General features: G+C 62.3%; 25 protein-coding genes. 9 read left to right on the forward strand and 16 right to left on the reverse strand.

The genetic code is table 11. The features are described from left to right. The first annotated feature begins 120 nt into the window (after nt 1–120). A complete protein-coding gene (locus tag V5F68_RS23000) occupies nt 121–1,362 on the forward strand; it encodes an MFS transporter (protein WP_394012961.1) in 1,242 nt (413 codons plus the stop codon). Between the two features lie 35 nt (nt 1,363–1,397). Here the strand turns inward: V5F68_RS23000 and V5F68_RS23005 are convergent, their stop codons facing one another. From V5F68_RS23005 to V5F68_RS23030, 6 genes are all read right to left on the reverse strand, one after another. Further along, a complete protein-coding gene (locus V5F68_RS23005) occupies nt 1,398–2,195 on the reverse strand; it encodes an EamA family transporter (RefSeq protein WP_509274590.1) in 798 nt (265 codons plus the stop codon). Between the two features lie 216 nt (nt 2,196–2,411). Further along, a complete protein-coding gene (locus V5F68_RS23010) occupies nt 2,412–4,562 on the reverse strand; it encodes a heavy metal translocating P-type ATPase (RefSeq protein WP_322432398.1) in 2,151 nt (716 codons plus the stop codon). 5 nt (nt 4,563–4,567) lie between these two features. Continuing rightward, a complete protein-coding gene (locus tag V5F68_RS23015; protein WP_394012959.1) occupies nt 4,568–5,602 on the reverse strand; it encodes a c-type cytochrome in 1,035 nt (344 codons plus the stop codon). Next, complete coding sequence (locus V5F68_RS23020) at nt 5,599–6,846, reverse strand: c-type cytochrome (protein WP_394012958.1); 1,248 nt, start codon at nt 6,844–6,846, stop codon at nt 5,599–5,601. Before V5F68_RS23020 ends, V5F68_RS23015 begins: the two co-directional genes overlap by 4 nt. After that, nucleotides 6,843–7,463, reverse strand: a complete 621-nt coding sequence (locus tag V5F68_RS23025) for a cbb3-type cytochrome c oxidase subunit II (protein WP_322432401.1) — start codon at nt 7,461–7,463, stop codon at nt 6,843–6,845. The genes V5F68_RS23020 and V5F68_RS23025 overlap by 4 nt, the downstream gene beginning before the upstream one ends. Then, nucleotides 7,460–9,034 carry a cbb3-type cytochrome c oxidase subunit I gene (locus tag V5F68_RS23030; protein WP_394012957.1) on the reverse strand — a complete coding sequence of 525 codons (1,575 nt, stop codon included), beginning with the start codon at nt 9,032–9,034 and terminating at the stop codon, nt 7,460–7,462. The genes V5F68_RS23025 and V5F68_RS23030 overlap by 4 nt, the downstream gene beginning before the upstream one ends. A gap of 226 nt (nt 9,035–9,260) precedes the next feature. Between V5F68_RS23030 and V5F68_RS23035 the strand changes: the two genes are divergently transcribed. After that, nucleotides 9,261–10,055, forward strand: coding sequence for an OBAP family protein (locus V5F68_RS23035; RefSeq protein ID WP_394012956.1), 795 nt, complete (start codon nt 9,261–9,263; stop codon nt 10,053–10,055). Nucleotides 10,056–10,099: 44 nt separating this feature from the next. Here V5F68_RS23035 and V5F68_RS23040 read toward each other — a convergent pair whose 3' ends face one another. From V5F68_RS23040 to V5F68_RS23050, 3 genes are all read right to left on the reverse strand, one after another. After that, entirely contained in the window at nt 10,100–11,005 is a 906-nt protein-coding gene (locus tag V5F68_RS23040) for a c-type cytochrome (RefSeq protein ID WP_322432404.1), read from the reverse strand. Further along, nucleotides 11,002–12,342: a c-type cytochrome gene (locus V5F68_RS23045; protein WP_394012955.1), complete on the reverse strand. Its 1,341-nt coding sequence runs from the start codon at nt 12,340–12,342 to the stop codon at nt 11,002–11,004. Before V5F68_RS23045 ends, V5F68_RS23040 begins: the two co-directional genes overlap by 4 nt. Before the next feature lie 95 nt (nt 12,343–12,437). Continuing rightward, nucleotides 12,438–12,836 (reverse strand): thioredoxin family protein, encoded by a 399-nt coding sequence (locus V5F68_RS23050; RefSeq protein WP_322432406.1) that lies wholly within the window; start codon nt 12,834–12,836, stop codon nt 12,438–12,440. Nucleotides 12,837–13,090: 254 nt separating this feature from the next. Between V5F68_RS23050 and V5F68_RS23055 the strand changes: the two genes are divergently transcribed. Then, nucleotides 13,091–13,798 (forward strand): L,D-transpeptidase, encoded by a 708-nt coding sequence (locus tag V5F68_RS23055; protein WP_322432598.1) that lies wholly within the window; start codon nt 13,091–13,093, stop codon nt 13,796–13,798. Between the two features lie 10 nt (nt 13,799–13,808). Continuing rightward, nucleotides 13,809–14,552, forward strand: a complete 744-nt coding sequence (locus tag V5F68_RS23060) for an alpha/beta hydrolase (protein ID WP_322432407.1) — start codon at nt 13,809–13,811, stop codon at nt 14,550–14,552. Between the two features lie 163 nt (nt 14,553–14,715). Here V5F68_RS23060 and V5F68_RS23065 read toward each other — a convergent pair whose 3' ends face one another. The 4 genes from V5F68_RS23065 to V5F68_RS23080 all read right to left on the reverse strand — a co-directional run bounded on the left by V5F68_RS23065 (nt 14,716) and on the right by V5F68_RS23080 (nt 17,102). Further along, entirely contained in the window at nt 14,716–15,384 is a 669-nt protein-coding gene (locus V5F68_RS23065) for a hypothetical protein (RefSeq protein WP_322432408.1), read from the reverse strand. 68 nt (nt 15,385–15,452) lie between these two features. Beyond that, nucleotides 15,453–16,112 (reverse strand): DUF3313 domain-containing protein, encoded by a 660-nt coding sequence (locus V5F68_RS23070; RefSeq protein WP_322432409.1) that lies wholly within the window; start codon nt 16,110–16,112, stop codon nt 15,453–15,455. A gap of 151 nt (nt 16,113–16,263) precedes the next feature. Further along, on the reverse strand, nt 16,264–16,527 hold the full coding sequence (locus V5F68_RS23075; protein WP_394012954.1) for a hypothetical protein: 264 nt from the start codon (nt 16,525–16,527) through the stop codon (nt 16,264–16,266). A gap of 110 nt (nt 16,528–16,637) precedes the next feature. Continuing rightward, complete coding sequence (locus V5F68_RS23080) at nt 16,638–17,102, reverse strand: hypothetical protein (protein WP_322432411.1); 465 nt, start codon at nt 17,100–17,102, stop codon at nt 16,638–16,640. 193 nt (nt 17,103–17,295) lie between these two features. On the opposite strand from V5F68_RS23080, the gene V5F68_RS23085 reads away from it, so the two are divergent. The 5 genes from V5F68_RS23085 (at nt 17,296) to V5F68_RS23105 (ending at nt 21,933) form a co-directional block, all read left to right on the forward strand. After that, nucleotides 17,296–17,640 (forward strand): hypothetical protein, encoded by a 345-nt coding sequence (locus V5F68_RS23085; protein WP_394012953.1) that lies wholly within the window; start codon nt 17,296–17,298, stop codon nt 17,638–17,640. Nucleotides 17,641–17,813: 173 nt separating this feature from the next. After that, nucleotides 17,814–18,014, forward strand: coding sequence for a hypothetical protein (locus V5F68_RS23090; RefSeq protein ID WP_394012952.1), 201 nt, complete (start codon nt 17,814–17,816; stop codon nt 18,012–18,014). Between the two features lie 268 nt (nt 18,015–18,282). Further along, nucleotides 18,283–18,951: a winged helix-turn-helix domain-containing protein gene (locus V5F68_RS23095; RefSeq protein WP_509274720.1), complete on the forward strand. Its 669-nt coding sequence runs from the start codon at nt 18,283–18,285 to the stop codon at nt 18,949–18,951. Then, nucleotides 18,948–20,255 (forward strand): ATP-binding protein, encoded by a 1,308-nt coding sequence (locus V5F68_RS23100; protein ID WP_394012951.1) that lies wholly within the window; start codon nt 18,948–18,950, stop codon nt 20,253–20,255. Before V5F68_RS23095 ends, V5F68_RS23100 begins: the two co-directional genes overlap by 4 nt. Nucleotides 20,256–20,589: 334 nt before the next feature. After that, nucleotides 20,590–21,933 (forward strand): IS1380 family transposase, encoded by a 1,344-nt coding sequence (locus tag V5F68_RS23105; RefSeq protein WP_394012950.1) that lies wholly within the window; start codon nt 20,590–20,592, stop codon nt 21,931–21,933. Here V5F68_RS23105 and V5F68_RS23110 read toward each other — a convergent pair. Genes V5F68_RS23110 through V5F68_RS23120 form a run of 3 tightly spaced genes read right to left on the reverse strand, consistent with a single transcriptional unit; the run spans nt 21,830 to nt 26,743 of the window. Next, the gene (locus V5F68_RS23110) at nt 21,830–22,381 is read right to left on the reverse strand and encodes an ArsR/SmtB family transcription factor (RefSeq protein WP_394104103.1); all 552 of its coding nucleotides are present in this window, start codon (nt 22,379–22,381) and stop codon (nt 21,830–21,832) included. The two genes, V5F68_RS23105 and V5F68_RS23110, sit on opposite strands and share 104 nt — an antisense overlap. 39 nt (nt 22,382–22,420) lie before the next feature. Continuing rightward, entirely contained in the window at nt 22,421–25,564 is a 3,144-nt protein-coding gene (locus V5F68_RS23115) for a multidrug efflux RND transporter permease subunit (RefSeq protein WP_394012949.1), read from the reverse strand. Nucleotides 25,565–25,567: 3 nt separating this feature from the next. Then, nucleotides 25,568–26,743 (reverse strand): efflux RND transporter periplasmic adaptor subunit, encoded by a 1,176-nt coding sequence (locus tag V5F68_RS23120; RefSeq protein ID WP_322432413.1) that lies wholly within the window; start codon nt 26,741–26,743, stop codon nt 25,568–25,570. Nucleotides 26,744–26,863 lie beyond the last annotated feature (120 nt).

The following is a 26,863-nucleotide window of genomic DNA, read 5'->3' on the forward strand; positions in this document are numbered from 1 at the left end:
CGAGGCGCGTGAGACGAACCGATCAGCAAGATTCTCACCAGCGCGTTCAACGCGGCGCAGACCGCCTGCATTCGCTGGATCGCGACCGCACATATCGCTGCGACTGCAAAGACGCACCCTATGCAGACCGTAGCGAACCGCGCCCATGTCGCCGTCGGTCGGGCGACGAACCCCAATCCCTGGCCGGTCCTCGCCATCCTGTGCGCATCCGTCGTGCTTTCCATGACGACGTGGTTCTCCGCGACGGCGGTGACGCCCGAGCTCAAGGAGGCATGGCGCCTTTCGGACAGCGGGGTCGCATGGCTGACGAACGGCGTGCAGATCGGCTTCGTGACCGGCGCGCTGCTCGCAAGTCTCGTCAACCTGCCCGATATCGTCCGCCTCAACCGGCTCATGGCGGGCGCGGCGATCTTGGCGGCAGGCATGAACGCGATCCTCCTCCTCGAACCCGGTCCGGTCGGCGCGATCCTCTGCCGCTTTGCGACTGGCACGGCCCTTGCCGCCGTCTATCCGCCGGCGATGAAGCTTGTCTCGACCTGGTTCGTGCGCAACAGGGGCTTGGCGCTCGGCGCCGTGGTCGGCGCGCTGACGCTGGGCTCGTCCATGCCGCACCTTTTCCGCACCTTCGCAGAACAGATCGACTGGCGGCTCGTCGTCGGCCTCTCAAGCTTGGCCTCGCTTGCGGCCGGCCTACTTTTCCTGCTTCTTGCCCGCGAAGGGCCTTATCCGTTCGGCAAGGCGGTGTTCAACCCGCGGCAGATCGGCTTCGTGCTCCGCGACCGCGATCTGCTGCTCGTGAACATCGGCTATTTCGGTCATATGTGGGAACTGTATGCCGCCTGGCTGCTGATTTTCATGCGAACCGCCGCCGATGGCATGCTGCCCACGCATGTGGCCTCGCTTATCACCTTCATCGCGATCGCCGCTGGCCTCGTCGGTTGTGTGGCGGGCGGAGTTTTATCCGACCGCTTCGGACGCACCGTCACAACCGCGGGTTTCATGATCGTTTCCGGTCTCTGTGCCCTGCTGATCGGTTTCGTTTTTTCCGGCCCCATCTGGCTTATCGTGCTCGTCGCCGTGGTCTGGGGGATGACGGTCGTCGGCGATTCCCCGCTCTTCTCGGCCGCCGTCACCGAGCTCTCAGACAGGGATTTCGTCGGCACCGCACTCTCGCTGCAGATGGGGCTCGGCTTCGCGCTGACCGTTTTCATCATCTGGCTGATGCCGCACGTCGCTGCGTGGATTGGAGGCTGGCAGTGGTCCTTCGCGCTGCTGGCGCCCGGTCCGTTTATCGGCGCCTGGGCGATGATCAAGCTGCGCAGTTCCCCCTTAGCCATCAAGCTTGCGAACGGCCGGCGCTGACAAAACCTTGCCGGAGAACCGCCGTTGCAGCGGCGTTAAGCCTTTCGCATCGCCAGCGCGACACCCGCGAGCGTGAGGGCAATCGCTGAAACCTGCCTGACTCCGAAAGCTTCACCCAGGATGAGCGCCGCCGCGACGATCGCGAGCGCAGGCACCAGCAACATGCCGGTGGACGCAGCGACAGGCGGAAGCCGCCGAAGGGCTTCGAACCAGGCCAGATAGCAAGCGCCCATCGGCACAAGCACCATATAGACGAAGCTGGCGCGGCCCGCGGCGGAAAGCGCTCCATAGGAGGGATGCTCGAAGACGATGCCTAATACCAGCATGGCCAAGCAACCGAGTCCCACCTGCCAGGTCACCGAGACGAGCGGAGGAATCGGCAGTGGCGCGTCGTTGACGACCGAACCGAGCGCGAACAGCACTGCGGCTGCGAGAGAAAGGGCAATACCGATGAGCTTGCCAGCATCAAGGCTGAAACCGTCTCCGGCAAGCAGCAGTCCGACGCCCGCCATGCCGAGGACCAGCGAAGCAACATCCCGGATAGTCGGGCGCCTCTTAAGGAGCGGCCAGGCGAGCAGCGTCGTCCAGATCGGCATGGTGTAGACGATCAGGGCGCCCTGGCCGACGGTAACGAACCGCATTGCGATCGTGCTGAACCCCATCCAGGCGAAGACATTGGTGAAGGAGGCAAAGAGGAGCCTCGGAAAAGCCGCGCGCGGGAATACGAGCGACTGGCGGCGGCTGAGCGCGAACAGGCCGAGCAAGATCGCTGATACGACACCGGCGAAGCCGCGCGCGAAGAGCGGCGGCCAGTCCTCAAGCAGTAGTTTCATCAGAGGCCAGTTCAGGGCCCAGAGCGGCGAGCCACGCTCTCGAAGCGGAGCGGCTGACCGAGGGAATCGGCATTCCCAAATTATCAGATCGGTCAAGATTTTCTCCGAGTTTCATTCCGCACGTCGCGAGGCGAGGCAATAGCACTCCTGCAAGAGGCGAGCCGATACGCACACCTACTGGACCAAAAGTGATTGCGACCCTCGGTCGGACGCAGATCAGCGGATCGCGGCTTCGCCGAGGTCGTCGAACTTGTACCTGCCTCTTTCTGACGAGGCTGATGCCGGCAACCCTGCCAGCCGCAGGCTATTCAGCGCGACAGAGCTGGAACTGGCGAGCATGGCTAGTGCCGCCATCGAGGGTGACAACAGTCCGGTCATTGCGAACGGCACGGCAACGAGATTGTAGACAATGGCAAGGCCGAGATTCTGCCGGGTGATGGCGACCGTGCGCCGCGCAAGATCGATCGCTAGGAGGATTTGGCCGATCCCGCCGTGGATAATCACGACGCCCGCGGTCTGGGCGGCAGCACTATGGGCGCCGGACACGGACATCCCGCAATCGGCTGCGGCCAGCGCCGGGGCATCGTTGACCCCGTCGCCGACGAACAGGACGGGTCCGGGCTGGGCTTTGACGAGCTCGGCCTTCTCGATCGGCGTGCAGCCATGACGGACCCTGCCGGGCGGAATGCCGAGTGCCCCTGCAACCCTCAGCGTCGGATCGGCGGCATCCCCGGACGCGATCCATAGGGCGATGCCCGCCTTCTGAAGACGAGCTACGGTGCTGTGCGCTTCGGCAGCCGCCGCATCGGTGAGGCCGATCGTGCCGATGACGATGCCGTCGAGCCGCACGGCAAGCGTTGTGAGGCCATCGTCGCGTTCGGCGCCGTGCACGCTGATGCGGCGACCCTCGGCATCATCGGCCTCCGCTCCGCGCTCGTGGCGGGTTCCACCCCTTCCTTCTTCCCGGCCATGGCCCGCGATGATCGCGTGGGCGAGCGGGTGGTCGATGCCGGTTTCTGCGCGGGCCGCCAGCCGCAGCACCTCGTCTCCGGCCCATCCGGACGCGGGTTCGACGGTGACCACGGAAGGGCGGCCGGCGGTGAGCGTGCCCGTCTTGTCGAAGACGATCGTCGCCGGCCGGGCGAGCGCCTCGAAAGCGACGGGATCGCGCAGGCGCAAGCCGAGCTTCGCCGCAATGCCCGCCGCGCGCGCCTGGGCAAGGGGCACTGCGATCGACAAGGCGCATGGGCAGGCAGCGGCGAGCACTGTCAGGCCTCTGAGAACGGCATCGGCCGCAGCGACGCCGGCAATAGGCGCGGCGGCGAGCGTCGCCAGTGCAAGGCCTGGGATGCCCCAGCTCAGCGCCCCGGCCATCCGGTCGGCGCGCGACGCCGTGGTGCCCCGTTGCGCGAGTTCCAGCGCGATCGCTCCGCCCATGCGGTCGAGGTCGCGATCGCCATATGCGCGATCCACCGTGACGAGGATGCGGCGTTGCAGATTGATGGAACCCGCTTCGACACGCTGCCCGATGCCGACGGGGATGGCGCGGCTTTCGCCGGTCAGGACCGCGCGGTTGATGAGGCTTTCTCCCTGCTGGATGGTTCCGTCAACGCCGATGATCGACCCGGCATCGATCACGACGCAGTCTCCGATCCCGATCTGCGTGCCTGGGACCTTTTCATCGCCGGCCGAGGTGCGCCTGACGACGGTCTCGACCGAAGTCTCTTCGAGTGCCTTGAGAGCATCGATCGCGCTTCGCCGTGTCAGGAGATCGACGAGCCGACCGACGAGCAGGAGCGTGATCAGCATCGTCGCGGTGTCGAAGTACACATGTGACGAGCCAGATGCGAGCGAGAGGACGGAGAGGAGGTAGGCACCGCCAGCGCCGAGCGCGATCAGCAGGTCCATGCCGGGCGCTCGCAGGCGGATCGAGCGCAAGGCCATCCAGAAGATGCCGGCTCCCGCCCAAGCGACGACCGGCAGGGCCAGCACGCCGGAAGCGAGCGCGATCCACCAGCCGACGTCCGGATCGAGAACGGAGACATAGAGCACGACGGCAAGCGCCATGGACCACATGCCCGACATGACGGCGACGGCAAGGCGCAGCGAAAGGCGGCTGATGTCTGCCGACAGGATCGCCGATAGCTCCTCGGGCCGGTGGCGGTCGATCAGCCTGTACCCGGCGTGCGAGACGGCGGCTGCGATGTCGCAGATCGATAGCCTGGCCTCTTCCCAATCGACCAGCATCGATGCGGTCAGGTGATGCACCCCGACGGCGCGGACCCCCTCGAGCCGGCCGATCTTACGTTCCAGCCCGCGCGCGCAGCCACCGCAGGCCATTCCGCTGACACCGAACAGGCGGCGCAAGGCACTCAGTCCACGGCGCCGACCGGACGTTCCGGATCCGGGGTGCCGACGCCGAGCAGCACTCCGTTGACGGTCTGACCGTAGTAGATCTGGTCGCCGTCGTGGTACTGCTTGCGGGTTTCCTCGATCGTCTTGCCTTTCTGTCTCGCATCCTTCGGGCGCTCGAAGCTGTTGATGTAGGCAGCAACGTCCCAGGCGTCCTGATCAGTCAGTCGGCCGGGTTGTGACAATGGCATGTTGTGCTTGATGAATGCTGCCGCCGTATCGATGCGCGCCATGCCGGCGCCCCAGTTGTACGAACTCGCGCCCCAGAGCGGCGGGAATACATAGCGCCCGTTGATGTCTTTCTGGCCCTGTCCGTCACCGCCATGGCAGACGGCGCAATTGGCGGCAAACACCTGCGCGCCGCGTTCGGGGGAATAGCCGAGTTCCGTCTTGGCAACCTTGCCGAAGCCGACACCCTCCAGCTCCTTGTTCGTCGGCGCGTTGGTCGCCAGCCAGAAGAAGTAGCTTTCGAGGTCGCGATAGATGTCGTCGCCATGGGGCGGGGGTCCGCCTTTGACCGAGTGCTGGGCATTCATCGAGAAGGTGAAGCAGCCTTGGACACGATCCTCCATGGTGTTGATCTGCTTGTTCTTCGAACGATATTTCGGATACTGCACCCAGGCGGCCCACATCGGCGCCGAGAAGGGCTGGCGGCCGGCGCCGAGATGGCAGTTTGAACAGGACAGGCCGTTGCCGACATACTGTGAGGCGTTGGTCGAGGTGTTCATGAAGATCGCTTGTCCGCGCCGGACAGCGGCACCAAACTGATCGTTCGGGATCTGATCATCGGTCGGCGGCTGGAATGTGCCGGCGGTCGCGGGGCCAGCCCTATCTTCGGCAGCCTTTCGTCCTGGAATGAAACCACTCTCATAGGCGAGTGCGCCGAGCGCGGCAACGATCAGGCCCGCGCCGGCCGCGTGGGTCCATAGTCGCGCGATATGTCCCTTCTGGGGATCGGCGGGTTTGGCTGGTGGGCTTTCTGCTGGCTCCGTCATGGCCGTTCTCCGATCTTTGCAATCTGGGCGTCTTCTCCTGCCGGCACGGGGGGAAGCGAGGCGAGATAGTCTGCGACCGCTCTGCGATCGGCGTCGGAGAGCGCGCGGGAGATCCGTCCCATCAGGTCGAGCGAGGAATTGTTGCGGTGTCCGCCGACCCAGGCCGCGAGCTGGCTTGCCGTGTAGGAGGCATGCTGGGCGGCGAGTGCGGGAAACTCCGGCGAGACGCCGAAGCCCGATGGTCCGTGGCAGGAGAAGCAGGCCGGCACGTTGCGGCTCCAGTCACCGTGCAGCGCCAGCGCTTCGCCGCGTGCGAGATCGCCGCCGAGTTCCGGTTTGGCGTTCGAAGGTACGCGCAAGGCGGCATAGTATTCGCCGAGCTGGCGTTTCTCCTCGTCGGTCAGCGAAGCCACGACGATCTTCATGGACTCGTTCTGGCGACGCCCATTATGGAAATCATCGATCTGCTTGACAATGTAATCGGCGGGAAGGCCTGCCAGACGCGGGACGTTTTCCTTGCCCTGGCCGAGATCGCCGTGACAGCTCGCGCAGGCCCATTGCTCTCCGCGCCCGGTGAAGATCATCGCGGAGACCGCCGGGCTGAGCGAGACGGCGGTCTGCGCCACGAAAGGCGGCTGGCTACCGAGAGCAAGGCCGGTGGCGGAGGCGATCTCGGCCCCGCCCTTGAAGCTGCCCTTGTCCGCGACATCGCCGCGCAGCTTCGCGATGGCTGCCGCTTCGATCGTCTCGGAGGACTTGCCGAAGCGGTGCGCCACATAGGTCGCGAGTTCACCAAGTTCGACATCGGTCAACACGCTGGCGAAGCTCGGCATATGGCCGTTGAAATTGTGATCGCCGACGCGGATCGGTCCGTCGATGCCGCGCAACAGGATCGTCGAGACGAGCTCGGGGCCTTGCGCGACGAAGGCGGAGCCGGCAAGCGGCGGAATGGCGCCGCGCACGCCCATGCCGTCAGGCTGGTGGCATGTCGAGCAGCGGGCAACGAAGAGCGCGGAGCCCGGCTCCGGGCTGGCGCCTGTCGCCACCCGGCTTTCCGCAATGCGCTCGTCGCGGGCCGCCGCGACATCCTCGCGCGTATCGAAGAGGGTTGCCGCCCCCCAGATGCCGAGTCCGACGGCGATGGCGATCAGCGGCCACGGCATCTTGCCGTGAAGCTCGTAGGGTTCGAAATTCTCGTCGGGCCGCCCGGCCTCGTCCTTGCGGGGAGATTTGTCTGCCGTCATCGCGCGCCCTCCGGACGGTTGTAGCCGTCGTCGCGCAGCGCGTTGGCGGGCGCGGGATAAGTCCGGTCGAGGGACTGCAGGTAGGCCGTCAGGTCGAGCGCTTCCTGCGTTGCGATCACGACGCCGGATTTGGGCGCGTATTCCGACGGTAGGGCGACGACGACATCGCCGGGCGCGGCCGCGCCCTTTTCCTCGAACAGGAAGGGATAGGCCGGCATGATGCTCCAGTCGAAGATGGCGCGGGGCTGATAGAGATGGGTCAGATGCCAGTCGCGCGAGGGAAGGCGCGCGCCGACATTCAGGAGGTCCGGTCCGGTTCGCATCGTACCGAGCTGGTGCGGGCGGTCATAGGTGTAGTCGGCGGCGATTGCCGGCCGGCCCCAGCCACGCACGCCGTCAGGCGCCTGGTCTGGCGAGCGCGGCTGCTGGCTGTGACAGTAGACGCAGCCGAGGGAGACATAGACCTCGCGGCCGCGCAATTGTTGCTCGGTATAGGGCTTGAGCTCCGGCGGGATGTCATGCCGGCTGATCTGGATGCCGGGCGCGATGACGAGCATGAGGGTCGCGAAGGCGAGAATGCCGAGGGCCAGAACGGAAAGAGGGAGATAGCGGTTCATTCTGCGGGCACCACCTTTGCGGCTGCCGCTGCCCGGCGCGGAAAAAGGATGGCGGCGACGTTGATTGCGAAGACGATGTGGCCGAGCGTCATCAGGCCGCCGCCGACGCTGCGAGCTTCGAGATAGGGGATCGTAACCGTCACGCTGTCGGAGAACGGGCGGGTCGCGTCGAGCATGGCGAGGCCCTGCAGGACGCCGCCGATGGAGAGCCCGAAGAAGTAAATCGCGAAGCCGACGACGATCAGCCAGAAATGCGCATTGATGAGCGCCGGCCATGGAAAGGCCCGGCCAGTCATGCGCGGCAGCATGTGATAGGCGGCGCCGAACATGACGATGGTCACGAAGGCGTAGGCGCCGAGATGGGCGTGGCCGACCGTATAGTGGGTGAAATGGGTGACGGTGTTGACCGAGCGCAGGGCCTCGGTCGAACCCTGGAACGAGGCGAGCGTGTACATCACCGCACCGAAGGAGATGAAGCGCAGCGGCAGCGATTCCTTCAGCGCCCAGAGATTGCGCGCGACGGTGACGTGCTGGTTGATGGCGACCGCGATCACCGGGATGAACATCATGACCGAATGGACGATCGACAGCGTCACGACCCAGGTGGGCACCGGTCCGCCAATCAGATGATGGATGCCCACCTGGCTGTAAAAGAGCGCAAGGCCCCAGAACCCAAGCAATGAGACGGAATAGGAGTAGATCGGTTTTCCGATGATCTTCGGAATGAAATAATAGGCCGTGCCGACGCCGAGCGGCGTCAGCCAGAGCCCCAGCACATTATGGGCGAACCACCAGTTGACGGTGGCTTCCTCGACGCCCGAATGGATGTAGGGGATGTTGGCGATAACGAAGAGACAGGGAAACCAGAGGATGCCGGCGAGGAAATACCAGCCGGACACATAGATGTGGTGGACCTGCCGGGCGATCGTCGTCTTGACGAGCGGGATGACGAAAAACACCCCGGCGAGCGCGAGCAGCATGTCAAGCTGCCAGGGGATTTCCAGCCATTCCTCGCCGTCGGTCCAGCCATTGGCGATGGCGATGGCGCCGAGACAGACGGCGATATTCCAGAGGATCGCGCCGATGATGGGTAGCCGCGGAGCGCGCAACGGCGTGTGGAACATGCGCGGCAGGATCCAGATCATCGAGGCTACGCCCATCTGCGAAAGCCAGCCGTAAATGACGAGGTTGAGATGCAGGGTCCGCACGCGGCCGAAGGTGAGCGGCGCATAGGCCGACAGCCAGTCGGGCCAGTGCAGCTTCAGCGAGGCGATCAGGCCGAAGGTCGAGCCGACGATGAGCCAGAATGTCGCGGCGACCAGAAGGACGGTGACGGGCTTGGTGGAAATGCGATCGATGCCGGCGGTGGCCGCGTCGAAGTAGTGGCGTCTGGCAGGCGAATGCTCGGCATCGGGACTGTCGAGGTGCCCCTCATCGCCGGCCGCGAAAATCACTTTCGCGTCTTCCTGATCGAGCTTGAGCTGCTGGTTGCTGATCGCCCAGATCAGGAAGGCGAGCGCGAGCAGCGAGACGGCGAAGCTCAACGCCAGCAATAGTCCCATAGTCACCATGCGCTTATCCCTCCCCCTTGCGTCCTGGCTCTTGCGGCAGGCACACGGGGTTCAGCGCTCGGAAACGCACCTTAAGGCAAACTTAAGAAAACCGGCTGGCGAAGAAGAAAATGCAATAAGGCGCGGTGACACGGCCTCGACGTACTTTCCGCGCACTTCGCACCGACACTGACGGAACTTTGAACGCCGCGAGCGCTTAGGGCGCTTTAAAGGAAAGGAGCACGCGATGTCCCATCATCTCATGCGACCAAACCGTCGCGGGTTTGTCGGTCTGGTTGGGTCGACCGCGGCCGTTCTGGGCTGCGGTTGCGGTCGCGCCTTGGCGCAACAGCCTGCCGAACAGGGCGATCCGATCCCCGGCGCTGACAAATCCACCAAGAGCCGCATGCTCGGCATGGGCGCCGACCTCCTTCAGAACGATAGCCCGATCGGTGCGATCAACATGTACCTGAACGGGTTTCACTTTTACGCCGACGACATGGGTCGGCAGATCGAGGCGCACCACTATTGCACGCACGTCAACGAAGATTTCTTCCAGTGCGTCATCTATGACGGCAACAAGGCCAACTCGCGCCTGATCGGGATCGAATACATCGTCTCCGAACGGATCTTCAAGACACTGCCGGAGGAGGAAAAGCCCCTTTGGCACAGCCACCGGCATGAGACGACGTCGGGGGAACTCGTCATGCCCGGAATTCCGGAAGCGATCGAGCATACCGCCATTGCCAGCCTGGTCTCCACCTACGGGAAGACCTGGCACACCTGGCAGATCGACCAGAATTCCGCTCTACCGATCGGTATTCCGCAGTTGATGATGGGATTCACCGCTGACGGTCAGCTCAAGCCGGAAGCCCTTCAGTCGAGAGACAGGGAACTCGGGATCACGACAGCGGATGTGAAGAAGGCCCGCATGGATCTCGCGCAGTCAGCGCCGGTGCCCGATCCTGCGGCTGACGGCTGGAAGGACGGCCAGTCCCACCAGCTCGTCCTCAACGAGATGCCGCTCAAGAACAAGCGCTGACGGATCGCCCGACGCAGCGCGAATTGCACAATCGAAGCGATCGATCAGTACCTGGCATCCTTGGGCTTCTTGACGCCTTTCCAGTCGTTGACCTTGCCGGCGAAGTCAGGCCTCGGCATGTGGGTGAAGAATTCCGCCACATCGACCGCGTCCTGATCGGAGAGCACCCCGCCGGCTCCAAGCGGCGCCTCAAGATGCATGGCAGGCGGCATGGCGTACTTGACGAACTGCGCCGCCTTGTAGGTACGGGCAAGACCTGCGCCGATGTTGAAGGATTCAACGCCCCAGAGCGGCGGGAAGATGAAGTCACCGGCCTGATCCTTCATCCCCTCGCCATTGGCGCCGTGGCAGGACGAGCATTGGGCGGCGTAGATCGTCCGGCCTCTTTCGGGATCGGGCACAAGGCTCTCGTCGATCGGCCCGGCGTTGCGCACGGCTGTCTTGTCGCCTTTCGCCACGCCCTGGCGCAGCCAGTCCATATAGGCGAGCATGGCTTGCATCTCGGTGCTTTCCGGCCCAAGCGGCTTGCCGTTCATCGAGCGCTGGAAACAGCCGTTGATACGCATCGTCAGATCGACCTCGCGATTGGCGCGGGGGTTGAAGGACGGATAGCTGTTGGTCGTGTTGATGTAGGGATTGGCGTCAGACAGCTTTCCCTGCGCCATGTGGCACGAGTTGCAGTTCAATCCATTGCCGACATTGGCCGGGAGCAACCGCGCCGTCTCGTTGAGAAGCCGCTTCCCAAGCTGGATGGCTTCTGCGTTCGGCTGTGTTGCGATCGCGCTGTCTGCCGGAATGCGATAGTCGCCGATCCGCTTGCCATTGGCGTCCAGTACGGCGATCGCGTCCATAGGCGGCGCGTCCAGCGTCGGCTCGTGCAGAATCGCGAACGCTGCTGCTGCGACGGCTACGATGGCAACTCCGGTCAGGATAAGGGAGCGCCTGTTCATTTTTGTTCTCCCGGCACGTAGTGTTTAGGTTTGCGCGCAATCTCGTGGCGCATGCGCGAGATGTCGGCTTCACTGATCTCGCTGCCGTGATTGCCCCAGCCGTTGCGGATGAAGTTCAGGACGTCGGCAACCTCCCGGTTGGTCAGGCTGGCAAAGCCTGGCATGGTGAACGCCATCGTGTCGTGCGGGGTCTTCGGCATCCGCCCGCCTGCTAGCGTGACCTGGATGAGCGAGCTCGGATCGTCGGCGAACACCATCGAGTTGCCGGCGAGTGCTGGATAGATGCGAGGCGCGCCCTTGCCATCCATGCGGTGGCAGATCGCGCAATGCTCGACATAGGAGGTGGCGCCCGGCGCGCTGAAGTCGCCGGCCTTGAGCGCCGCGGTGGTGAGATCTTCCTTCGGCTGCCAGGTCGGGCTGCGGCCGTCCCGAGCTCTCAAGGATTTGAGGTAAGTCGCGGTCGCCGTGAGGTCATCGTTCGATAGATGCTGCGTCGAGTGCTCGACGACATCCGACATCGAGCCGAAGGCCGCGGTCTTGTCGTTGCGCCCGGTCTTCAGGAAGTCGACGATCTCGGCAGTCGTCCATGTCGACAGGCCGGTGTCCTCGCTGCGCAGGTTTTTCGCGTACCAGCCCTCGAGAACCGAGCCTGAAAGAAAGCGGCTGTTGGCGCCGTCGGCAAGCGCCGTTTCCTGAAACGCGATGCCGCGTGGCGTATGGCAGGCGCCACAATGGGCAAGCCCCTCGACCAGATAGGCTCCGCGCTCAAGTTGCGGATCCGCGACCGTCGTGGCGAAGTCGCGAGGCTGGGCGAAGGCGAGCTGCCAATAGGCAAGCGGCCAGCGCATGCTGAGCGGCCACGGCATGGTCGTCGGCTGGTTGTCCTGCCTGACCGCCTCGACGCTCGACATGAAGTAAGCGTAGAGCGCCTTGATGTCGTCGTCGCGGACGACGGCATAGGAGACATAGGGCATGGCCGGGTAAAGATGCGTGCCGTCCGGTCGAACTCCCTTGCGCACGGCCCGCTCGAAGTCTCCGTAGCTGTAAGCGCCGATCCCCGTTTCCTTTTCCGGGGTGATGTTGGTGGAATAGATCGTACCCATAGGGGTCTGCATGCCGAGCCCGCCGGCGAATGGTTTGCCGCCGGGGGCGGTGTGACAGGCGATGCAGTCTCCCGCGTGGGCGAGATATTCGCCCTTCCGGATCAGGCTTGCATCCGCGATATCGACGGACGCTTCGGTCTTCGGTTTGAACCAATAGGGTGTTGAAAGGGCGATGGCGTAGGACAGGCCAAGTCCGCATACGCCGGCAAATGCGAGTTTGAGCAACAGTTTCACGGCACGTTCCACTACTTTCCTTAATTATGTAACTATCTTGAATCGCCTCCATCTCGCTTTGATTTCAATCAATGAGAACGGGGCCGCTTTAGCGCCTATGCGAAGGGGCGCAGGCGTCGAATCAGATCGCGCGCCGTCACGGACCCGACCGACCGGGTGCCGCTGTATTCGCGACCGCTCTCGGTCTGGACCACGAAGAGCGTCGGCGGCCCGTCGGCGCGCAGGTATCTGAGGAGCTCCCGGCTCGTCTGATCCATCCGGGTGACGTCGACCTTGATCAACGCGATCCGCTGCATCGCGTGCTGGACATCGGGATCGGGGAGGATCTTCTGGTCGATCGTCTTGCAGACGGCGCACCATTCAGCTCCGATGTCGACAAGCGCTGCCTGGTAGTGCGGCGACAGCCGCGCCAGCGTCTCGCGATACTCACGGAGATTGGTGACGAGCGAAGGTGCAGCGTTCGCGTCAGCCGCCAAGGCATCGATCGTCGCCATGGATAGCGCGCCGACAAGAAGCTGACGCCGCGTTGCGACACCCTCAAGCTGTCGTAAGACCTCCTGGCGGCTTGCTGGTTTAGAAGCGCGTTCGCGGACGGTGACGCATTTCCATTTCATATGAGGCATGCAGGGTTCTCCGTTGTCGATGCCAACGGGAAGGTCTGGCCTTAAGGCAGGCTTAAGGTGGGGCTGAAGTTTCGGCCTTCTGAACTGAACGAATTCAGAAGGTTGAGAGACAATTGACGAACATCATGTTTACCGCCCCGTTGGGCAGGCGCGCGTTCCTGCTCGGCGCCAGCGCCTTGGCTCTGTCAGGCTGCGTTTCGACCGGCCAATCCGTTCCGACGATGGCGCCGGTCGCCGAGATCGAGCCCGAGCCGGTTGTCCCGCTGATGTATGCGGCGATGCCCGACGAGCAGTTCCCGATCCCTGCCGTGGATGTCTCGCAGATCGATCGGCGCTTCTGGCGAATGGAGATCGGTTATCAGACTGATGAAAGACCGGGTACGCTCATTGTCGATACGCCGGGCAAATACCTCTATCACGTCAAGCCCGGCGGCCGCGCCACCCGCTACGGTATCGGCGTCGGTCGTGAAGGCTTCGCCTGGTCTGGACGCGCGATCGTCGCCTACAAACGCAAATGGCCACGCTGGACGCCGCCGGACAGCATGGTCGTGCGGCAGCCCGAACTCGAACCTTACAGCATCGCCAATGGCGGCATGGATCCGGGCCTAACCAATCCGCTAGGCGCGCGAGCGCTCTACATTCATGAGGGCGGGCGCGACACGTTATACCGGCTGCACGGCACGCCGGAAGCCTTCTCGATTGGCAAGGCCGTATCCTCAGGCTGCATCCGACTGCTCAATCAGGACGTCATCCATCTCTATAACGAAGTCCGCGACGGCAGCCCGATCGTCGTCATTCCCGATCCGACCATGTCGCACCTTGCGGTTGGATAGCTGGTGTCGGATGCAGAACGAGGTCGTCAGCTACGAAGTTAAGATGCACGGCTACGCGCTACACGCAAGCTACTTCGGGCCTCGGGACCGATCGGCGTTGCTGTTGCATGGCGGCGGCAACACGGCGTCCGCCGACATATTACCGCTTCGCGTCGATCTCGCCGAGCGGGGCATTGGCACGTTGGCGTTGGATCATCGGGGCCACGGCCTGACCGGCGGCGATCCGCAGGAGAGTTCGCTGGCGCTGAGGGTCGAAGAAGCGGAAGCGGCGATCGGAGCGGTCCGACCGCGCAATCTGCTCGGTGCCGTTTCTATGAGCATGGGAGGCTATGTCGCCGTCAGGTTGTCGCAAATCGTCTCGCTGAACGCCTTGGTTATGATTGCGCCGGCGATGTACGACGGCCAAGCGTATTCAGCACCCTTCGGTCCGGCGTTTTCGGCCATCATCCGGCGCCATGAGAGCTGGCGCGACAGCGATGCCTTCGCCATTCTGAGAGGATTTGCCGGGCGCGTGCTCATCGTTGCGGGCCAAGAGGATCGAACGATCCCGGCCGGCGTGATCGAGGCTTGCGTGGAGGCAATGCCTCCTGGCCGCTCCGCCCTGATCTCACTGCCCGGCGTCGATCACTTCGTGATGAGCCGTCTTCGCGAGGGTCCGGCAGATTGTCTGGCCGGGATGTTGGATCGAATGGCTGCAACTCTTCTGGGAGACGATCAAGGGATTGCGTCCGCGACATTCGCATCGGAAACCTGAGCGGCGGTAAGGAGATCGGCGTGGGATGGATGCATCTGCTGGCGCTGCCCTTCATCGGCACCATGTCGTTTTCCCTCCTCCGTCCCGCAGCTTTCGTTTGCACCAACCTCACAGCTTTGAGCTTGGAGATCGGACAAGTTAAGGCGTGGATGAGCGTCAGAAATTAATTCGGATGAGCCAGGTCAATCAATATGTCTCGACCGACTTTCAAAGTGGCCAGTGGAAGCGCTGCGGTCTCGGAAAGAACAACCCGGCCAAGGTCTAGCGGAGAAGTAATACGGGTTTCGCCTCGGTCCTCCATCACTTGTTGCGGTGGCATCCCATTTTTCGCGGTGTTTGCCATTAGCAGACCAGCCGTTTCGCATTCATGATCGCAATGGTTAAATGGCGGATTTTCAGCCGTCACAGACTGGATTCGTTCCGCTGTCTTCACTTTCTTGACAGGTGGCACGTCCCGTTCCGGCCGCCACCTGGGAACTGGAATGGTCGGGTCTGCAACGAGTTCTTTCGAATGGATCTGAAGGGCAGGTGATGCGTCGACAGTCGATTGAATGACTGTGGCGCGCTGAGCGGATTGATCGACTAGCGGCCTTGCCGCCTCCAATCGCGGATGCACTTCCCCCGGACCATTGTAAGCGATCGCGCTGACCGCGACGGCAAACAGGGCCGTGCCGGCTACAATCGCAAGCTGGCGCGCGCGATTGCGTGGCTGGAAATCGCTGAGATCGATATCGTGGCGATGCTGCCACACACGCTCGACTGGCGACACGTCGGTGCAACAGGAACCGGGAGCGCTGGTCAGTTGCTGGGCGCAAAAATCCGGCATTTTCATACCCTTTCGAGGATCGGAATGTGCGGGCCGGCGATCTATGGAGCGATCGTCATCCGGCGGCTTGTGGCTTATCGGAACTGAACAAGCAGATCGTCGGCGCCCTTGTCGATTGCGACTTTCGACGCCTTGAATGCACCGAAACTGGCCCCGACATTCATTGCGCCGGGATATTGCTTGGCGACGAAAGCCGAGAGCAGGCGATTGTCTGCAGCATCGTAGATTTCGACGGCGTAGGATACCGAGCCGGTGAGCGAACCCTCCTTGCCCCGGGCAGCTTGGACTGCGTTATACGCTCCTCCCCCGATGTCGATGTGCGAGAACGGCCCGAGGACGGGTGTCGTCTTTTTTGCCCCGGTGAGCGTCAGATGAATTCGCACCGTGCCCGGCATCCTTGTGTTTACCAGCCTGAAACGGCTTGCGAGGGTTTGGGCGAAGCGCTCGCGCATGTAGGCCGCCAGTTCAGCTTTTTCCGGCTCGCTGACATCGATGAACTGGTTGTCGGGCCCCCGGTAAACCGTCACAGGGTCGATGATCGCCTTGTCATAAAACTTCCAGTTGGCGTTGCCGGCATATCGATAAGGCACGCGTCCACTGGGATCGGTGGGGTTCGGCTGGAGGTAAGATACAGAAGTCAGTTGCGAATAAGCCAAAGGGTCGGCCGTCGTGCACCCCAAGAGCGCCGAGCCCAGTAGCAAGCATGCAAGCGAATGTCTCAGGATGAATTTCACGTTACCTCTCCGGTTCGCAAGAACGAACATGGTCAAACCCATGGCGACTCGACCATAGGGAGAGCTTGCGTTGCCGTGTTTTCATATTTGTTCAGAAATGTTGTCCCGATGGCTCTTTGTGCCCTTGGGGAATTGCGTCAGCTCGCCAGTGTTAATGAACCTTGAGAGGATCGGTACGGAGCTCGCTATCCACGATGATGGCGGCGAGATAACACCCCCTGACAGCGAGAAGGCAGAAAAACGCGATCGACGTTGTGAACAGGAGATAATGCCTGACCTGTGAGCGCCTCGGCAGCCGATCCGCAATGACGCTTGCGTAGTGTCTGAAGGCACGCGCGAGCGAGACGAAAGTGAACAGAGCCAAAAGCATATAGCCACTCATCGATGCAGCGTTCAGCAACCAGGAAACCATCATGCAGGCTCCAAGAAACAGCAGCTCCCGCGGCGGAGCAGCGATACGGGTTACCTCACGCAAGCGGTATCGACTCGTCGATTGAACGGCGCCCACATGACCGCGCCCACTCATCAAGCTCGAACATCGGGGACGCAACGGTTGTTTGCCCGTTGCCACACGCCTTTGATCTTTGACCACCAACGCGGCGCGACAGCCTTTTGCTGCCCTGACTCACGGTGACGGGGCGCATCTTCGTTCTGTCGCAACACGGTCGGACGAGACAGGAACTCGACCCGATCCATAAATGCCTTGCCGTCGAAGCGTTTGGATGCACCTCCGTCACCGTTAGGGTCGGCATGAAAGAATATCTCGATGTTGATAACCGGAATGGTACGGATGCTCCTGAGAAGCGTTATGTCCGGTCGGGTAGTGATGGCGAATGCGAACTCGTTCGACCGCAAGGCATCGAATAATTCGGGTACTGTCGACATCGCGGCAGCTTTGTATCCGTGCTGCGCCAACCGGGTGACGATGGATTGTGCGGCGGGATTTGGCAGAAAGACGAGTATGTTCTCGCCTGCGGTTTCGAAAGACATGATCAGACTCCTCATCAGGACAAGATGAAGGTTAGGTCAGTCTCATTTTGGCGTGTGTTCGATTTTGTGATTTTATATTCGCCGTCGCACCAACCGTCTTCCAGGTCAGGTGCACGAACATTTTGCAATGAAGCAGAATGCAATAAAAAGACCACATGAGGTACGGCTCTTATACGCCATCGGGAGCTGGACTATGTTCAATGTCGTTGCATTACCAACGCTATGCAGAATCTGCGTTTACCTGACCAATCCGCTTGCGGCAAAATTCGTTCAGTGCGCGCTGGAGGCAGAAGGCTTGAACGTCGTCGTGGCTACAAGCTCGCACCAGTTCCTGAGGGCAACAAAGGCGCGGCCCCTTACAGCGATTGTTACGACGTCCGCCTTGATTGCAGAGATCCGAGCGTCAGCCATGGCCCCGATCCTCGACATCGAGCCTTTGATCGCCGATTGGGCTCACAACTATCGCAGGATGGCACCAAAGGCATTCGACAAGCTCAATTTTCTTCGGGGCGTAACCTTCACGGCAACGCGTCCTTGAACCGCCACGAGAGCTGGTGAAGACAGGAGGCACGCGCAGCCGACGAAGCCACGACCAACACCGGCGAACATTCTCCAACATAAAAGAAAACGCAGCCGCGATTGTAACAGAATTCCGTCAATCTGCCGCGACGGTGATCCTCTATCGTTCTCATAGATCGAAAGGAGGCTAAGATGTTCCAAGCAGAAATGACGGTCTCTGAAATTCTTCGCGACCCCATCATCCTTCAGGTTTTGAGAGCCGATGGAACTACGCTGGACGAGTTCGCATCGTTCTTGAAGGAGGCCGCCGGTAAAATGCATACTTGTGCACGGCCCCTCTTGCGGCGGGAGATACGCTCCGCCGAGGAAGGCGACCCACAACAGCCGGTCTGAAATCTTACCGAGATCGGGACTGCCGATTGCCGGCACAAAGTGACAGCCACAATATTTTGCAACATAATCCTGCATAACCTCACGATTGCAGGTGATAAGGACTAATTGACATCGTTATCGCGAGGCATGCCTTCAGTTTTCGGCAGGTTGGAGATTGTATAAATTGAATTTGACCTCTGATTATGGAGATGTCGGCACACGCCTCAGCAGCGAGGGCTCTGACACACCCTGTCTTCTCATCGTCGAGGATGACGACGAAATTGCCTCGATGCTTGTCGAGCTTGCAAATGAAAATGGCTTCGGCGCCGTGCCGGTCGGAAACGGCGCGGCGATGGACAAAGCCCTGGCACGGCGCCGGTTCGATCTGATCATTCTCGATGCCATGCTTCCCGGCGAGGACGGCTTCAGTATCTGCCGACGCCTTCGCGCATCAGGACCGATGCCGATCCTGATGTTGACCGCACGCCGTGACGATATCGACCGCATCATCGGCCTCGAACTGGGCGCCGATGATTATGTAACGAAGCCGTTCAATTCCCGGGAGTTGATCGCGCGTGTCAAGGCTCTGCTGCGTAGGGCCTCCTTCGGGATCGAGCCGGCCAAAGAAGAACCGGTCAAGCCGCTGAGCTTCTCGGGATGGATGATCGACCCCAAAGCCAGGCAGGTGATTGATCCCGAGGGCGCAGAGGTTGTCTTGACGACGGCCGAGTTCGACCTGCTCTGGGCCTTCTGCCGGAATCCAAACAAAATCCTGACCCGTGAGCAACTTCTTTCCATGACACATGCCGGTGCGGCAGGCCCGGTCGAGAGGAGCGTCGACGCACACATCAGCCGGCTGCGGCAGAAGATCGAACACAACCTTAAGGAGCCTTCACTGATCAAGACAGTGAGACTTGGCGGGTACATGTTCGCAGCAAAGGTGGAAGTGCAGCCGTGAGCCTCCTCCGGGGATCCGTTCGCACACAGATTGCCGTACTGACCGTGATGCTTGCGATTATCGTCACGACGATCGGGGCGATCACCGAGCCAATGATGCGAGGTCGGTTCGACAAGGGATTGGAAATTGGCCGCGTGATCGAACGGATTGACAAGGTCGCCCGGGATTTCGAGATGGCTTCAGACACGGTCCAGGAAGATGAGGTCCTGACAAGGGCGAGGAGCACCGGCATTACTGTCGAACGGGCCGATACCGGTCAAATGGAAGGCGGCCATGTTACTCGCGCAGAGCTGCCGTCGGCGATCCGGCGTCTTCTGGACCCCAATGTTTTTTGGGAGCCAAATGACTTCATCCAATCTCTTGATGCCGGCAATCTTGTCGTGACCATGTCCGACAATCGGGGGCTGGTCTTCCATCTGCCGCCTTTTACGCTCACCAAATGGATACTCCCTGCGGTACTGGGCACGTTAGCCCTGATCCTCGTGCCGACCGCTATCCTGGCTCTCATCAGTGCGCGATTGATTGGTCGGCCTATTGTTAAATTCGCTGCCGCTGCGGAGCGGATTGCCACCGACGAAGCTCTTGATGAACCGTTCAAAGCCGAAGGCGCTTCGGAGCTCCGGAGCCTGGCCGGATCCTTGAATGTGATGAGAGATCGGGTGCGCAGCCTGATGGATGCGCGTACGACCATGTTGACGTCGATCAGTCATGATCTCCGCACGCCTTTGACGCGGCTGCGCATGCGCGCTGAGCGTTCCGAGCCGCCTGAACTGCGCCAGAAAATGCTTAAGGACATCGAGATTCTTGGCGCCATGATCGACGAGAGCCTGGCGTTTCTGGATGGGACGCTCGAACCGACAAAAAAAGTCGAGTTGTCAAGCCTGCTGCAAACGGTGACATCCGATTTCGTCGATGTCGGCGTGCAAGTGAAGTTCAAGGGTCCCAGACGTCTCATCTATGATTGCAAACCACGGGCGATTTCGCGTGTTGTCTCCAATCTCATTGACAACGCTTCGCGTCACGCCGATCACATCGCGGTCCTTCTCATGCAAGGGCCTGACGGCGCCGTGATTATTACCGTCGCCGACGACGGTCCCGGAATCAACGACGAATTGAAGGCCCAGGTGGTGGAGCCCTTTTTCAAGGTCGATCAATCGCGCTCGCCGGCCAGCGGCGCCGGTTTCGGGCTTGGACTTGCGATCGCGCATGGCATCATCACGAAGGGACACGGGGGGACTTTCGAGCTTCGTGACCGCGAGCCGAATGGACTTATGATCGTGATGCGGTTGCCGACACGAGCATGAATAGCATCCTGACGATCGGCCAGCATGGTTCCTGCAAGTTCGAATGAGAACGCTGCTTTAGCGGTTCCAAGAATTCTCGCGCGAAAATTTCCAGCTATTCAGATGCCTCATCCGACTCCTCGAGATGTCGGGCAACTGGATTTGGCCTGAAGCCGAAGATTTGGTGGACTGTCTCAAGCATTCGAACAACATCATTTCGATCACATGAATAGCCGCTCTTATTCATCACGGGCCTACGGTGCGGCTGGCGGGCGTGGCGTAAGCTGCTGATTGCGTTTACGGACTTGGGTGTCGAGACCAATCCGCAGCAGCATCAGGCCGCGCCACACCCGCCATGGATGACGATACGACCGAGCCCTTCGGCTTTCCAGCGATCGGCCGCAAGAAGGTGGTCGCCGCCTTCGACGGCGGGCGGCTGACCTCGGATGGCGGGGTAATGCTGCTGGCCGCGGCCGAGCGACAGCTTGGCATTTGCGATCGGCTGGCGGCGCTGATCTTCGACCCGCGCGACCCGGCGCGGGTGGTCCACCCATTGGCCGACATCCTGCGAGCGCGGATCCTGGCGATCGCCTGCGGCTATGAGGATGCCGACGACCTCGACCACCTGCGCCGGGATCCCGGCTTCAAGCTGGCCTGCGGTCGCCTGCCCGACAGCGGGCGGGACCTGTGCTCGCAGCCGACCATGTCGCGCTGGGAGAATGCGCCCTCCCTGCGCGAGGTGGTGCGCCTGATGCGGGCCATGGTGGACCTCTACTGCGCCAGCTACCCGAAGCCGCCCGCGGCGGTGACGTTGGACATCGACGACACGGTGGACGTGGTCCACGGGCGCCAACAGTTGTCGCTGTTCAACGCCCACTACGACGAACGCTGCTTTCTGCCCATCCATGTCTACGACACCGCGACCTCCCGCCCGGTTATGGTGCTGCTGCGGCCGGGCAAGACCCCCTCCGGCGCGGAGATCCGGGGCCATCTCCGCCGTCTAGTCCGGCAAATCCGGCGCCACTGGCCGAGCACCCACATCACCCTGCGCGGCGATGGGCACTACGGCCGCCCGGAGGTGATGGCCTTCTGCGAGGCGGAGGGCATCGACTACGTCTTTGGCCTGCCAACCAATGCCGTGCTGCGGGCCGCCGTCGAGGACGCGGCCGACAACGTGCGGGTCCGCCGTGCCGAGGAGAATGCCCCGGTGCTGCGCCGCTATGCCGAGACCCACTATGGCGCCAAATCCTGGGGCAAGCAGCGTCGGGTGGTTGCCCGCATCGAGGCCAGCACCCAGGGCCTCGATATTCGCTTCGTGGTCACCAGCTTCACCCGCGGCAGCGCCGAGTGGGTCTATGACGCCCTATACTGCGCGCGGGGACAGGCGGAAAATCTGGTGAAGCTGCACAAGGCCCAACTCGCCTCCGATCGCACGTCTTGCCGCTCACCGCTGGCCAATCAGGTCCGTCTGGTCCTGCACACCGCCGCCTACTGGCTGCTGCTGACCCTGCGCGACCGCATTCCCACGACGCATGAGTTGGCGGCTGCCGAGTTCGCCACCCTCAGGCTACGCCTGCTCAAAGTGGCGGGCCGGGTCATCGAAACCGCCAGCCGGGTCCGCCTCGCCTTCGCCGCCGCCTGCCCGCATGCCGTGCTGTTCCGCGGCCTCGCCCGCAGCTTCCATCCGGCCGGACCATAAGCAACGGGGCTAGTGCCCCACCAATCCTCTCGCCCAGCAACTTCCAACGCCGCCCGTCAGGCCCAACCACCCCGCCGCAAGCGGATGCAGCCGCGTGCCGAACGCTCAAGTCAGCCTGCCAGGACGCCCTACGCTCCAACCCGGTGAATAGGACGGGATAGTAGCGGCACTGTCCATGCTTGCGCACCTTTACCATGTCCGAGACGCGAAGCCGCGCCAGATGTTGGCTGAGCGCTGACTGTGAAAGGCCGACCTCGGCCGCCAAAGTTCTCACGTCCAATTCCCGCGCTGAAAGAATAGCGCAAATCTGAAGCCGCTTCGCGTTGGCCAGTTGGCGAAGGAGCTCCACCTTCTTGCTCAATTCTGTTGGTTCTACCTGCTGATCTATATCCACGCAAAGCCCGCCAAAACTGATCGAAGCGATAGCGTAGACCATTTGTTGCAGCATTACGTTCAGTTTTGTTGCAAGATATTGCGAACAAGACCTCTAAAGATGAGACCGGGATTGCAGGTTGGAAGTAACAGTATCGCCCGCCGATGATCCACGACGGGCAAAGCGCATGACGAACGCAAAGAAGACAGGCACGAAGAACACGGCGAGCACGGTCGCCGAGATCATGCCGCCCATGACGCCGGTGCCTATCGCGCGCTGGCTGGCCGATCCCGCGCCGCTGGCCATCACCAGGGGCACGACGCCGAGGGTGAAGGCAAGCGAGGTCATCAGGATCGGCCGGAAGCGCATATGGGCCGCTTCGATGGCGGCATCGTAGGTCGACCTTCCCTGCTCCCGCAGATCCTTGGCGAATTCGATGATGAGGATCGCGTTCTTCGCCGACAGGCCGATGATGGTGATGAGCCCGACCTTGAAGTAGACGTCGTTCGGCATGTCGCGGAGCATCACGGCCACGAGAGAACCGACGATGCCGAGCGGGATGACCAGCATGACGGAGAGCGGTATCGCCCAGCTTTCGTAGAGGGCGGCCAGGCACAGGAAGACCAGCAGGCAGGACAAGCCCAGCAGCAGCGGCACCTGGGAGCCCGACTGGATCTCCTGAAGCGACTGCCCGCTCCATTCGTAGCCGAACCCGGCCGGCAGCCCGGCCGCGATCCGCTCGACCTCGGCGATGGCGTCGCCCGACGAATAGCCGGGCGCGGCCTGTCCGCTGATCCGTATCGCCGGAAACCCGTTATAGCCGACCAGCTGGGTCGGCCCTTTCGACCAGCTGTAGGTCGCGAAGGCGGAAATCGGCACCATGCCGCCCTCGCTGTTGCGCACGCTCATGGTCATGATGTCCTCGATGCTGCCACGCTTTGCCGGCTCGGCCTGAACGGTCACCCGTTGCATGCGCCCGGAATTCGGGAAGTCGTTGACATAGGACGAGCCGATATTGGTGGTGATCGTCTGGTTGATCTCGGCAAAGGTCACCCCGAAGGCGTTCGCCTTCTCACGGTCGAGCGTCAGCACCATCTGCGGGGCGTCGGCGAGACCTTCTTCCCTGACGCCCGCGAGGATCGGGCTCTTGCCCGCCTCGGCAAGGAACTGGTCGCGCGCCGCGCTCAGGTCGGCATAGCCGTGGTTGGCCCTGTCCTGGAGGCGAAACGCAAAGCCGTTGCTGTTGCCGAGCCCTGATATTGCCGGCGGAGAGGTCGCAAAGGCGATCGCGTCCTTGATCGACTGGAACGCGCCGTTAAGCGTCTGCGCCACCGTCGCCGCGGACCGCTCGGCGCCACGTTCGCTCCAGTCCTTGAGCGTCATGAACACCAGCGCGGCGTTTTCTCCCGCCCCGGCGAAGCTGAAGCCGTTGATCGCCACGACGCGTTCTACGGCGTCGTTGTCCAGAACGGTCCTTTCCATCGCCTCGACCGATTCCAGCGTGCGCGATGCCGTCGCGTCGGCGGGTCCCTGGACCTGCGCCAGCAGGGTGCCTTGATCCTCCACCGGCAAGAAGTCGGTGGGAAGGCGCATGAACAGATAGGCCGTGGCGCCGGCGATCAACAGATAGACGAGCATGACCCGGCCGCTCTTGTGCAGCAGCCGTCCGACCCAGTTGCTGTAACCGTGCGACGTCTGGTCGAAGCCGCGATTGAACCAGCCGAAGAAACCCTTCTTTGCATGCGCATGCCCCTTCGCGATCGGCTTGAGGAAGGTTGCGCACAAGGCTGGCGTCAGCGACAGCGCAAGAAAGGCCGAGAACAGGATGGAGGCAACCATAGTCAGCGAGAACTGCTTGTAGATGACGCCAACGGCACCTGGGAAGAACGCTATCGGCACGAACACCGAGGTCAGCACCAAAGTAATGCCGACCACCGCCCCGGTGATCTGCTTCATCGCCTTCTTCGTCGCCTCCTTTGGAGGCAAGCCTTCTTCCATCATGATGCGCTCGACATTCTCGACGACGACGATCGCGTCGTCGACCAGGATGCCGATCGCGAGTACCATGCCGAACATGGTGAGCACGTTGATCGAGAAGCCGAGCGCCAGCATGATGGCACAAGCGCCGAGAAGCGCGATCGGCACGACGATGGTCGGGATCACGGTGTAGCGGATGTTCTGCAGGAACAGGAACATCACCACGAAGACCAGCACGACCGCTTCAAAAAGCGTATAGATGACCTTCTCGATGGAGATCGATACGAACGGCGTGGTGTCGTAGGGTATCGACCATTCGATGTCCTGCGGGAAGGTCGGCTGAAGCTCCTGCATCCTTGCCCGGATTGCGGTCGCAACCTCGAGCGCATTGCCGCCCGACGCGAGCTCGATCGCCGCGCCGGACGCCGGCTTACCATTAATGCGCACGGACGTGTTGTAGCTCTCCGCACCGACCTCAATGCGGGCGACATCATGCAGCCGCACGGTTGAGCCGTCGGACTGCGCGCGCAACACGATCGCCCCGAACTCTTCGGGCGATGCAAGCTGCCCCTTGATGAGAAGCGACCCGGTCGTGCGGCGGTCCGGTCCGACCGGCGCGGCGCCCAGTCTTCCGGCTGCGACCTGCGCGTTTTGGGAACGGATCGCGTCGGTGACGTCGCTCGGCGACAACTTGAACCCGACCAGCTTGTCCGGGTCGACCCACACACGCATGGCGCGCTCGCTGCCAAATAGCTGCACATTACCAACACCGGGCACGCGGCGCAGTTCGCTTGCGACATTGCGGCTCATATAATCGCCGAGACCGATCCCGTCGGTCTCGCCTGCCTTCGACGTCAAGGCCACGACGAGGAGCGTGCCGCCGCCCGTCGCATCGACGCTGATGCCTTGCTGGACGATCGACGAGGGAAGACGGGCCTCGACGCGCCGCACGCGGTTCTGCACCTCCACCGCCGCCGTCTCGGAAACCGTGCCGGGCTCGAAGGTCACGTTGATGGTGATCGAACCTGAGGCATCGGAGGTCGATTCGTAATAGAGCAGGCCGGGAATGCCGTTCAGCTCCTCTTCGATCAGCCGGGTCACCCCTTCATAGGTGTCCTCGGGCGATGCGCCGGGGTAGGTTGCCGCGATCCTGATCTGCGGCGGCGCGACGTTGGGATATTGCGAGACCGGCAGCACGGTGAGCGACAGCAGGCCGGCGAGCATGATTGCGATGGAAAGCACCCAGGCGAAGACCGGGCGATCGATAAAGAACGCTGCCATCGGTCAGTTCCCTTTCTGCTGTTTGGACTGGGCGAGTGTGCCGGCCGCCCATGCCTCGGCCTCGACCTCTGCGTCCGGCGCGATTTTCTGGAAGCCCTCGACAACGACGCGGTCGCCCGCCTTGATGCCGCTCGTAACCACCCAGCGACCGTTGGACAGCCAGCCAAGCTCGACGGTCCGAAGCTCGACCCTGTCGCCATCTCCGACGATGTAGAGCTGGGACTTGCCGGCGGTATCGCGCTGGACCGCCTGCTCCGGCACGGCTAGCGCTCCGTCCATGGAGGCCTGCTCGATGCGGGCGCGGACATACATGCCGGGGAGCAGATTGGCATCGGGATTGGGAAACTCGGTGCGCAGGATGACCTGGCCGGTCGCGGCATTGACGACGGCTTCCGGGAACAACAGCCGCCCATCATGGGGATAAGGCCTGCCCTCGGCCGATATGAGTTTTACGGACGGGCTGCCCGAGGCGTCGGCCTCCAGCATGCCGTCGGCTACGGCGTTCTTGAGAGCAATCAACCTGTCGGCCGGCTGGGTGAAATCGGCGTAGACCGGGTCGGTCTGTTGGATCGTCGCCATGACGTCGGAGGTCGGGCTGACAAGGGCGCCCTCAGTAATGAGGGCGCGTCCGATCCGTCCAGAGATCGGAGCGCGGATTTCTGTATAGCGCAGGTCGAGTTCGGCGCTCGTCAAATCGGCACGGGTGCGTTCGACGTCTGCGTTGGCTTGCGCCAGCTCGGCGATAGCCGTGTCCCGTGCCTCACGGCTGGTCACACCGGTTTGTGTCAGCTGTATCTGTCTGTTTGCCTTTTGCTGTGCCAGCTGCTGCGCGGCTACAGCTGATTCCAGTGTCGCTTTTGCGGAAATGACTTTGGCTTCGAACGGTTCAGGGTCAATGACGTACAGGACATCGCCCTCTTTCACGACCGCGCCCTGCTCGAAGACACGGCGCAGGACGATACCGGTGATGCGTGGGCGGACCTCGGAGATCACGGTCGGCGCAACACGACCAGGAAGCTCGCTGACCACGGGCAGCCGCTCCGGCTTGACCTCGTAAACCGCAACTTTCACAGGAGCCGGCCTTGCCGCCTGCTGCGATGGCTCTTGTGAGCATGCGGACAGGGCCGCGCAGAAAAGGGTTGTGAACGCAACGCCCGAGCGTCTCGACAATTGCAGCATGGAATTCTCGCCAGGTTCCAGCCCTCGGCGCCGGGGGCCTGCATGCGAGAAGACAGCGGCAGTTTTTTATCCGAGCGTGAGGAGCGTCCAGTTTCGTTGGTTCGAACGTAGGTGACCCGG

It is taken from the genome of Roseixanthobacter pseudopolyaromaticivorans (assembly GCF_043195145.2).
Taxonomy (GTDB): Bacteria; Pseudomonadota; Alphaproteobacteria; order Rhizobiales; family Xanthobacteraceae; genus NCEH01.

Excerpts from the sequence above, each read along its gene's own strand:
- V5F68_RS23000 (WP_394012961.1), top strand. The coding sequence starts at position 121 with ATGCAGACCGTAGCGAACCGCGCCCATGTCGCCGTCGGTCGGGCGACG.
- V5F68_RS23005 (WP_509274590.1), bottom strand. The coding sequence starts at position 2,195 with ATGAAACTACTGCTTGAGGACTGGCCGCCGCTCTTCGCGCGCGGCTTC.
- V5F68_RS23015 (WP_394012959.1), bottom strand. The coding sequence starts at position 5,602 with ATGACGGAGCCAGCAGAAAGCCCACCAGCCAAACCCGCCGATCCCCAG.
- V5F68_RS23020 (WP_394012958.1), bottom strand. The coding sequence starts at position 6,846 with ATGACGGCAGACAAATCTCCCCGCAAGGACGAGGCCGGGCGGCCCGAC.
- V5F68_RS23025 (WP_322432401.1), bottom strand. The coding sequence starts at position 7,463 with ATGAACCGCTATCTCCCTCTTTCCGTTCTGGCCCTCGGCATTCTCGCC.
- V5F68_RS23030 (WP_394012957.1), bottom strand. The coding sequence starts at position 9,034 with ATGGTGACTATGGGACTATTGCTGGCGTTGAGCTTCGCCGTCTCGCTG.
- V5F68_RS23035 (WP_394012956.1), top strand. The coding sequence starts at position 9,261 with ATGTCCCATCATCTCATGCGACCAAACCGTCGCGGGTTTGTCGGTCTG.
- V5F68_RS23040 (WP_322432404.1), bottom strand. The coding sequence starts at position 11,005 with ATGAACAGGCGCTCCCTTATCCTGACCGGAGTTGCCATCGTAGCCGTC.
- V5F68_RS23050 (WP_322432406.1), bottom strand. The coding sequence starts at position 12,836 with ATGGCGACGATCGATGCCTTGGCGGCTGACGCGAACGCTGCACCTTCG.
- V5F68_RS23055 (WP_322432598.1), top strand. The coding sequence starts at position 13,091 with ATGTTTACCGCCCCGTTGGGCAGGCGCGCGTTCCTGCTCGGCGCCAGC.
- V5F68_RS23060 (WP_322432407.1), top strand. The coding sequence starts at position 13,809 with ATGCAGAACGAGGTCGTCAGCTACGAAGTTAAGATGCACGGCTACGCG.
- V5F68_RS23065 (WP_322432408.1), bottom strand. The coding sequence starts at position 15,384 with ATGAAAATGCCGGATTTTTGCGCCCAGCAACTGACCAGCGCTCCCGGT.
- V5F68_RS23075 (WP_394012954.1), bottom strand. The coding sequence starts at position 16,527 with ATGATGGTTTCCTGGTTGCTGAACGCTGCATCGATGAGTGGCTATATG.
- V5F68_RS23080 (WP_322432411.1), bottom strand. The coding sequence starts at position 17,102 with ATGTCTTTCGAAACCGCAGGCGAGAACATACTCGTCTTTCTGCCAAAT.
- V5F68_RS23085 (WP_394012953.1), top strand. The coding sequence starts at position 17,296 with ATGTTCAATGTCGTTGCATTACCAACGCTATGCAGAATCTGCGTTTAC.
- V5F68_RS23090 (WP_394012952.1), top strand. The coding sequence starts at position 17,814 with ATGTTCCAAGCAGAAATGACGGTCTCTGAAATTCTTCGCGACCCCATC.
- V5F68_RS23095 (WP_509274720.1), top strand. The coding sequence starts at position 18,283 with ATGCTTGTCGAGCTTGCAAATGAAAATGGCTTCGGCGCCGTGCCGGTC.
- V5F68_RS23105 (WP_394012950.1), top strand. The coding sequence starts at position 20,590 with ATGGATGACGATACGACCGAGCCCTTCGGCTTTCCAGCGATCGGCCGC.
- V5F68_RS23110 (WP_394104103.1), bottom strand. The coding sequence starts at position 22,381 with ATGCTGCAACAAATGGTCTACGCTATCGCTTCGATCAGTTTTGGCGGG.
- V5F68_RS23115 (WP_394012949.1), bottom strand. The coding sequence starts at position 25,564 with ATGGCAGCGTTCTTTATCGATCGCCCGGTCTTCGCCTGGGTGCTTTCC.
- V5F68_RS23120 (WP_322432413.1), bottom strand. The coding sequence starts at position 26,743 with ATGCTGCAATTGTCGAGACGCTCGGGCGTTGCGTTCACAACCCTTTTC.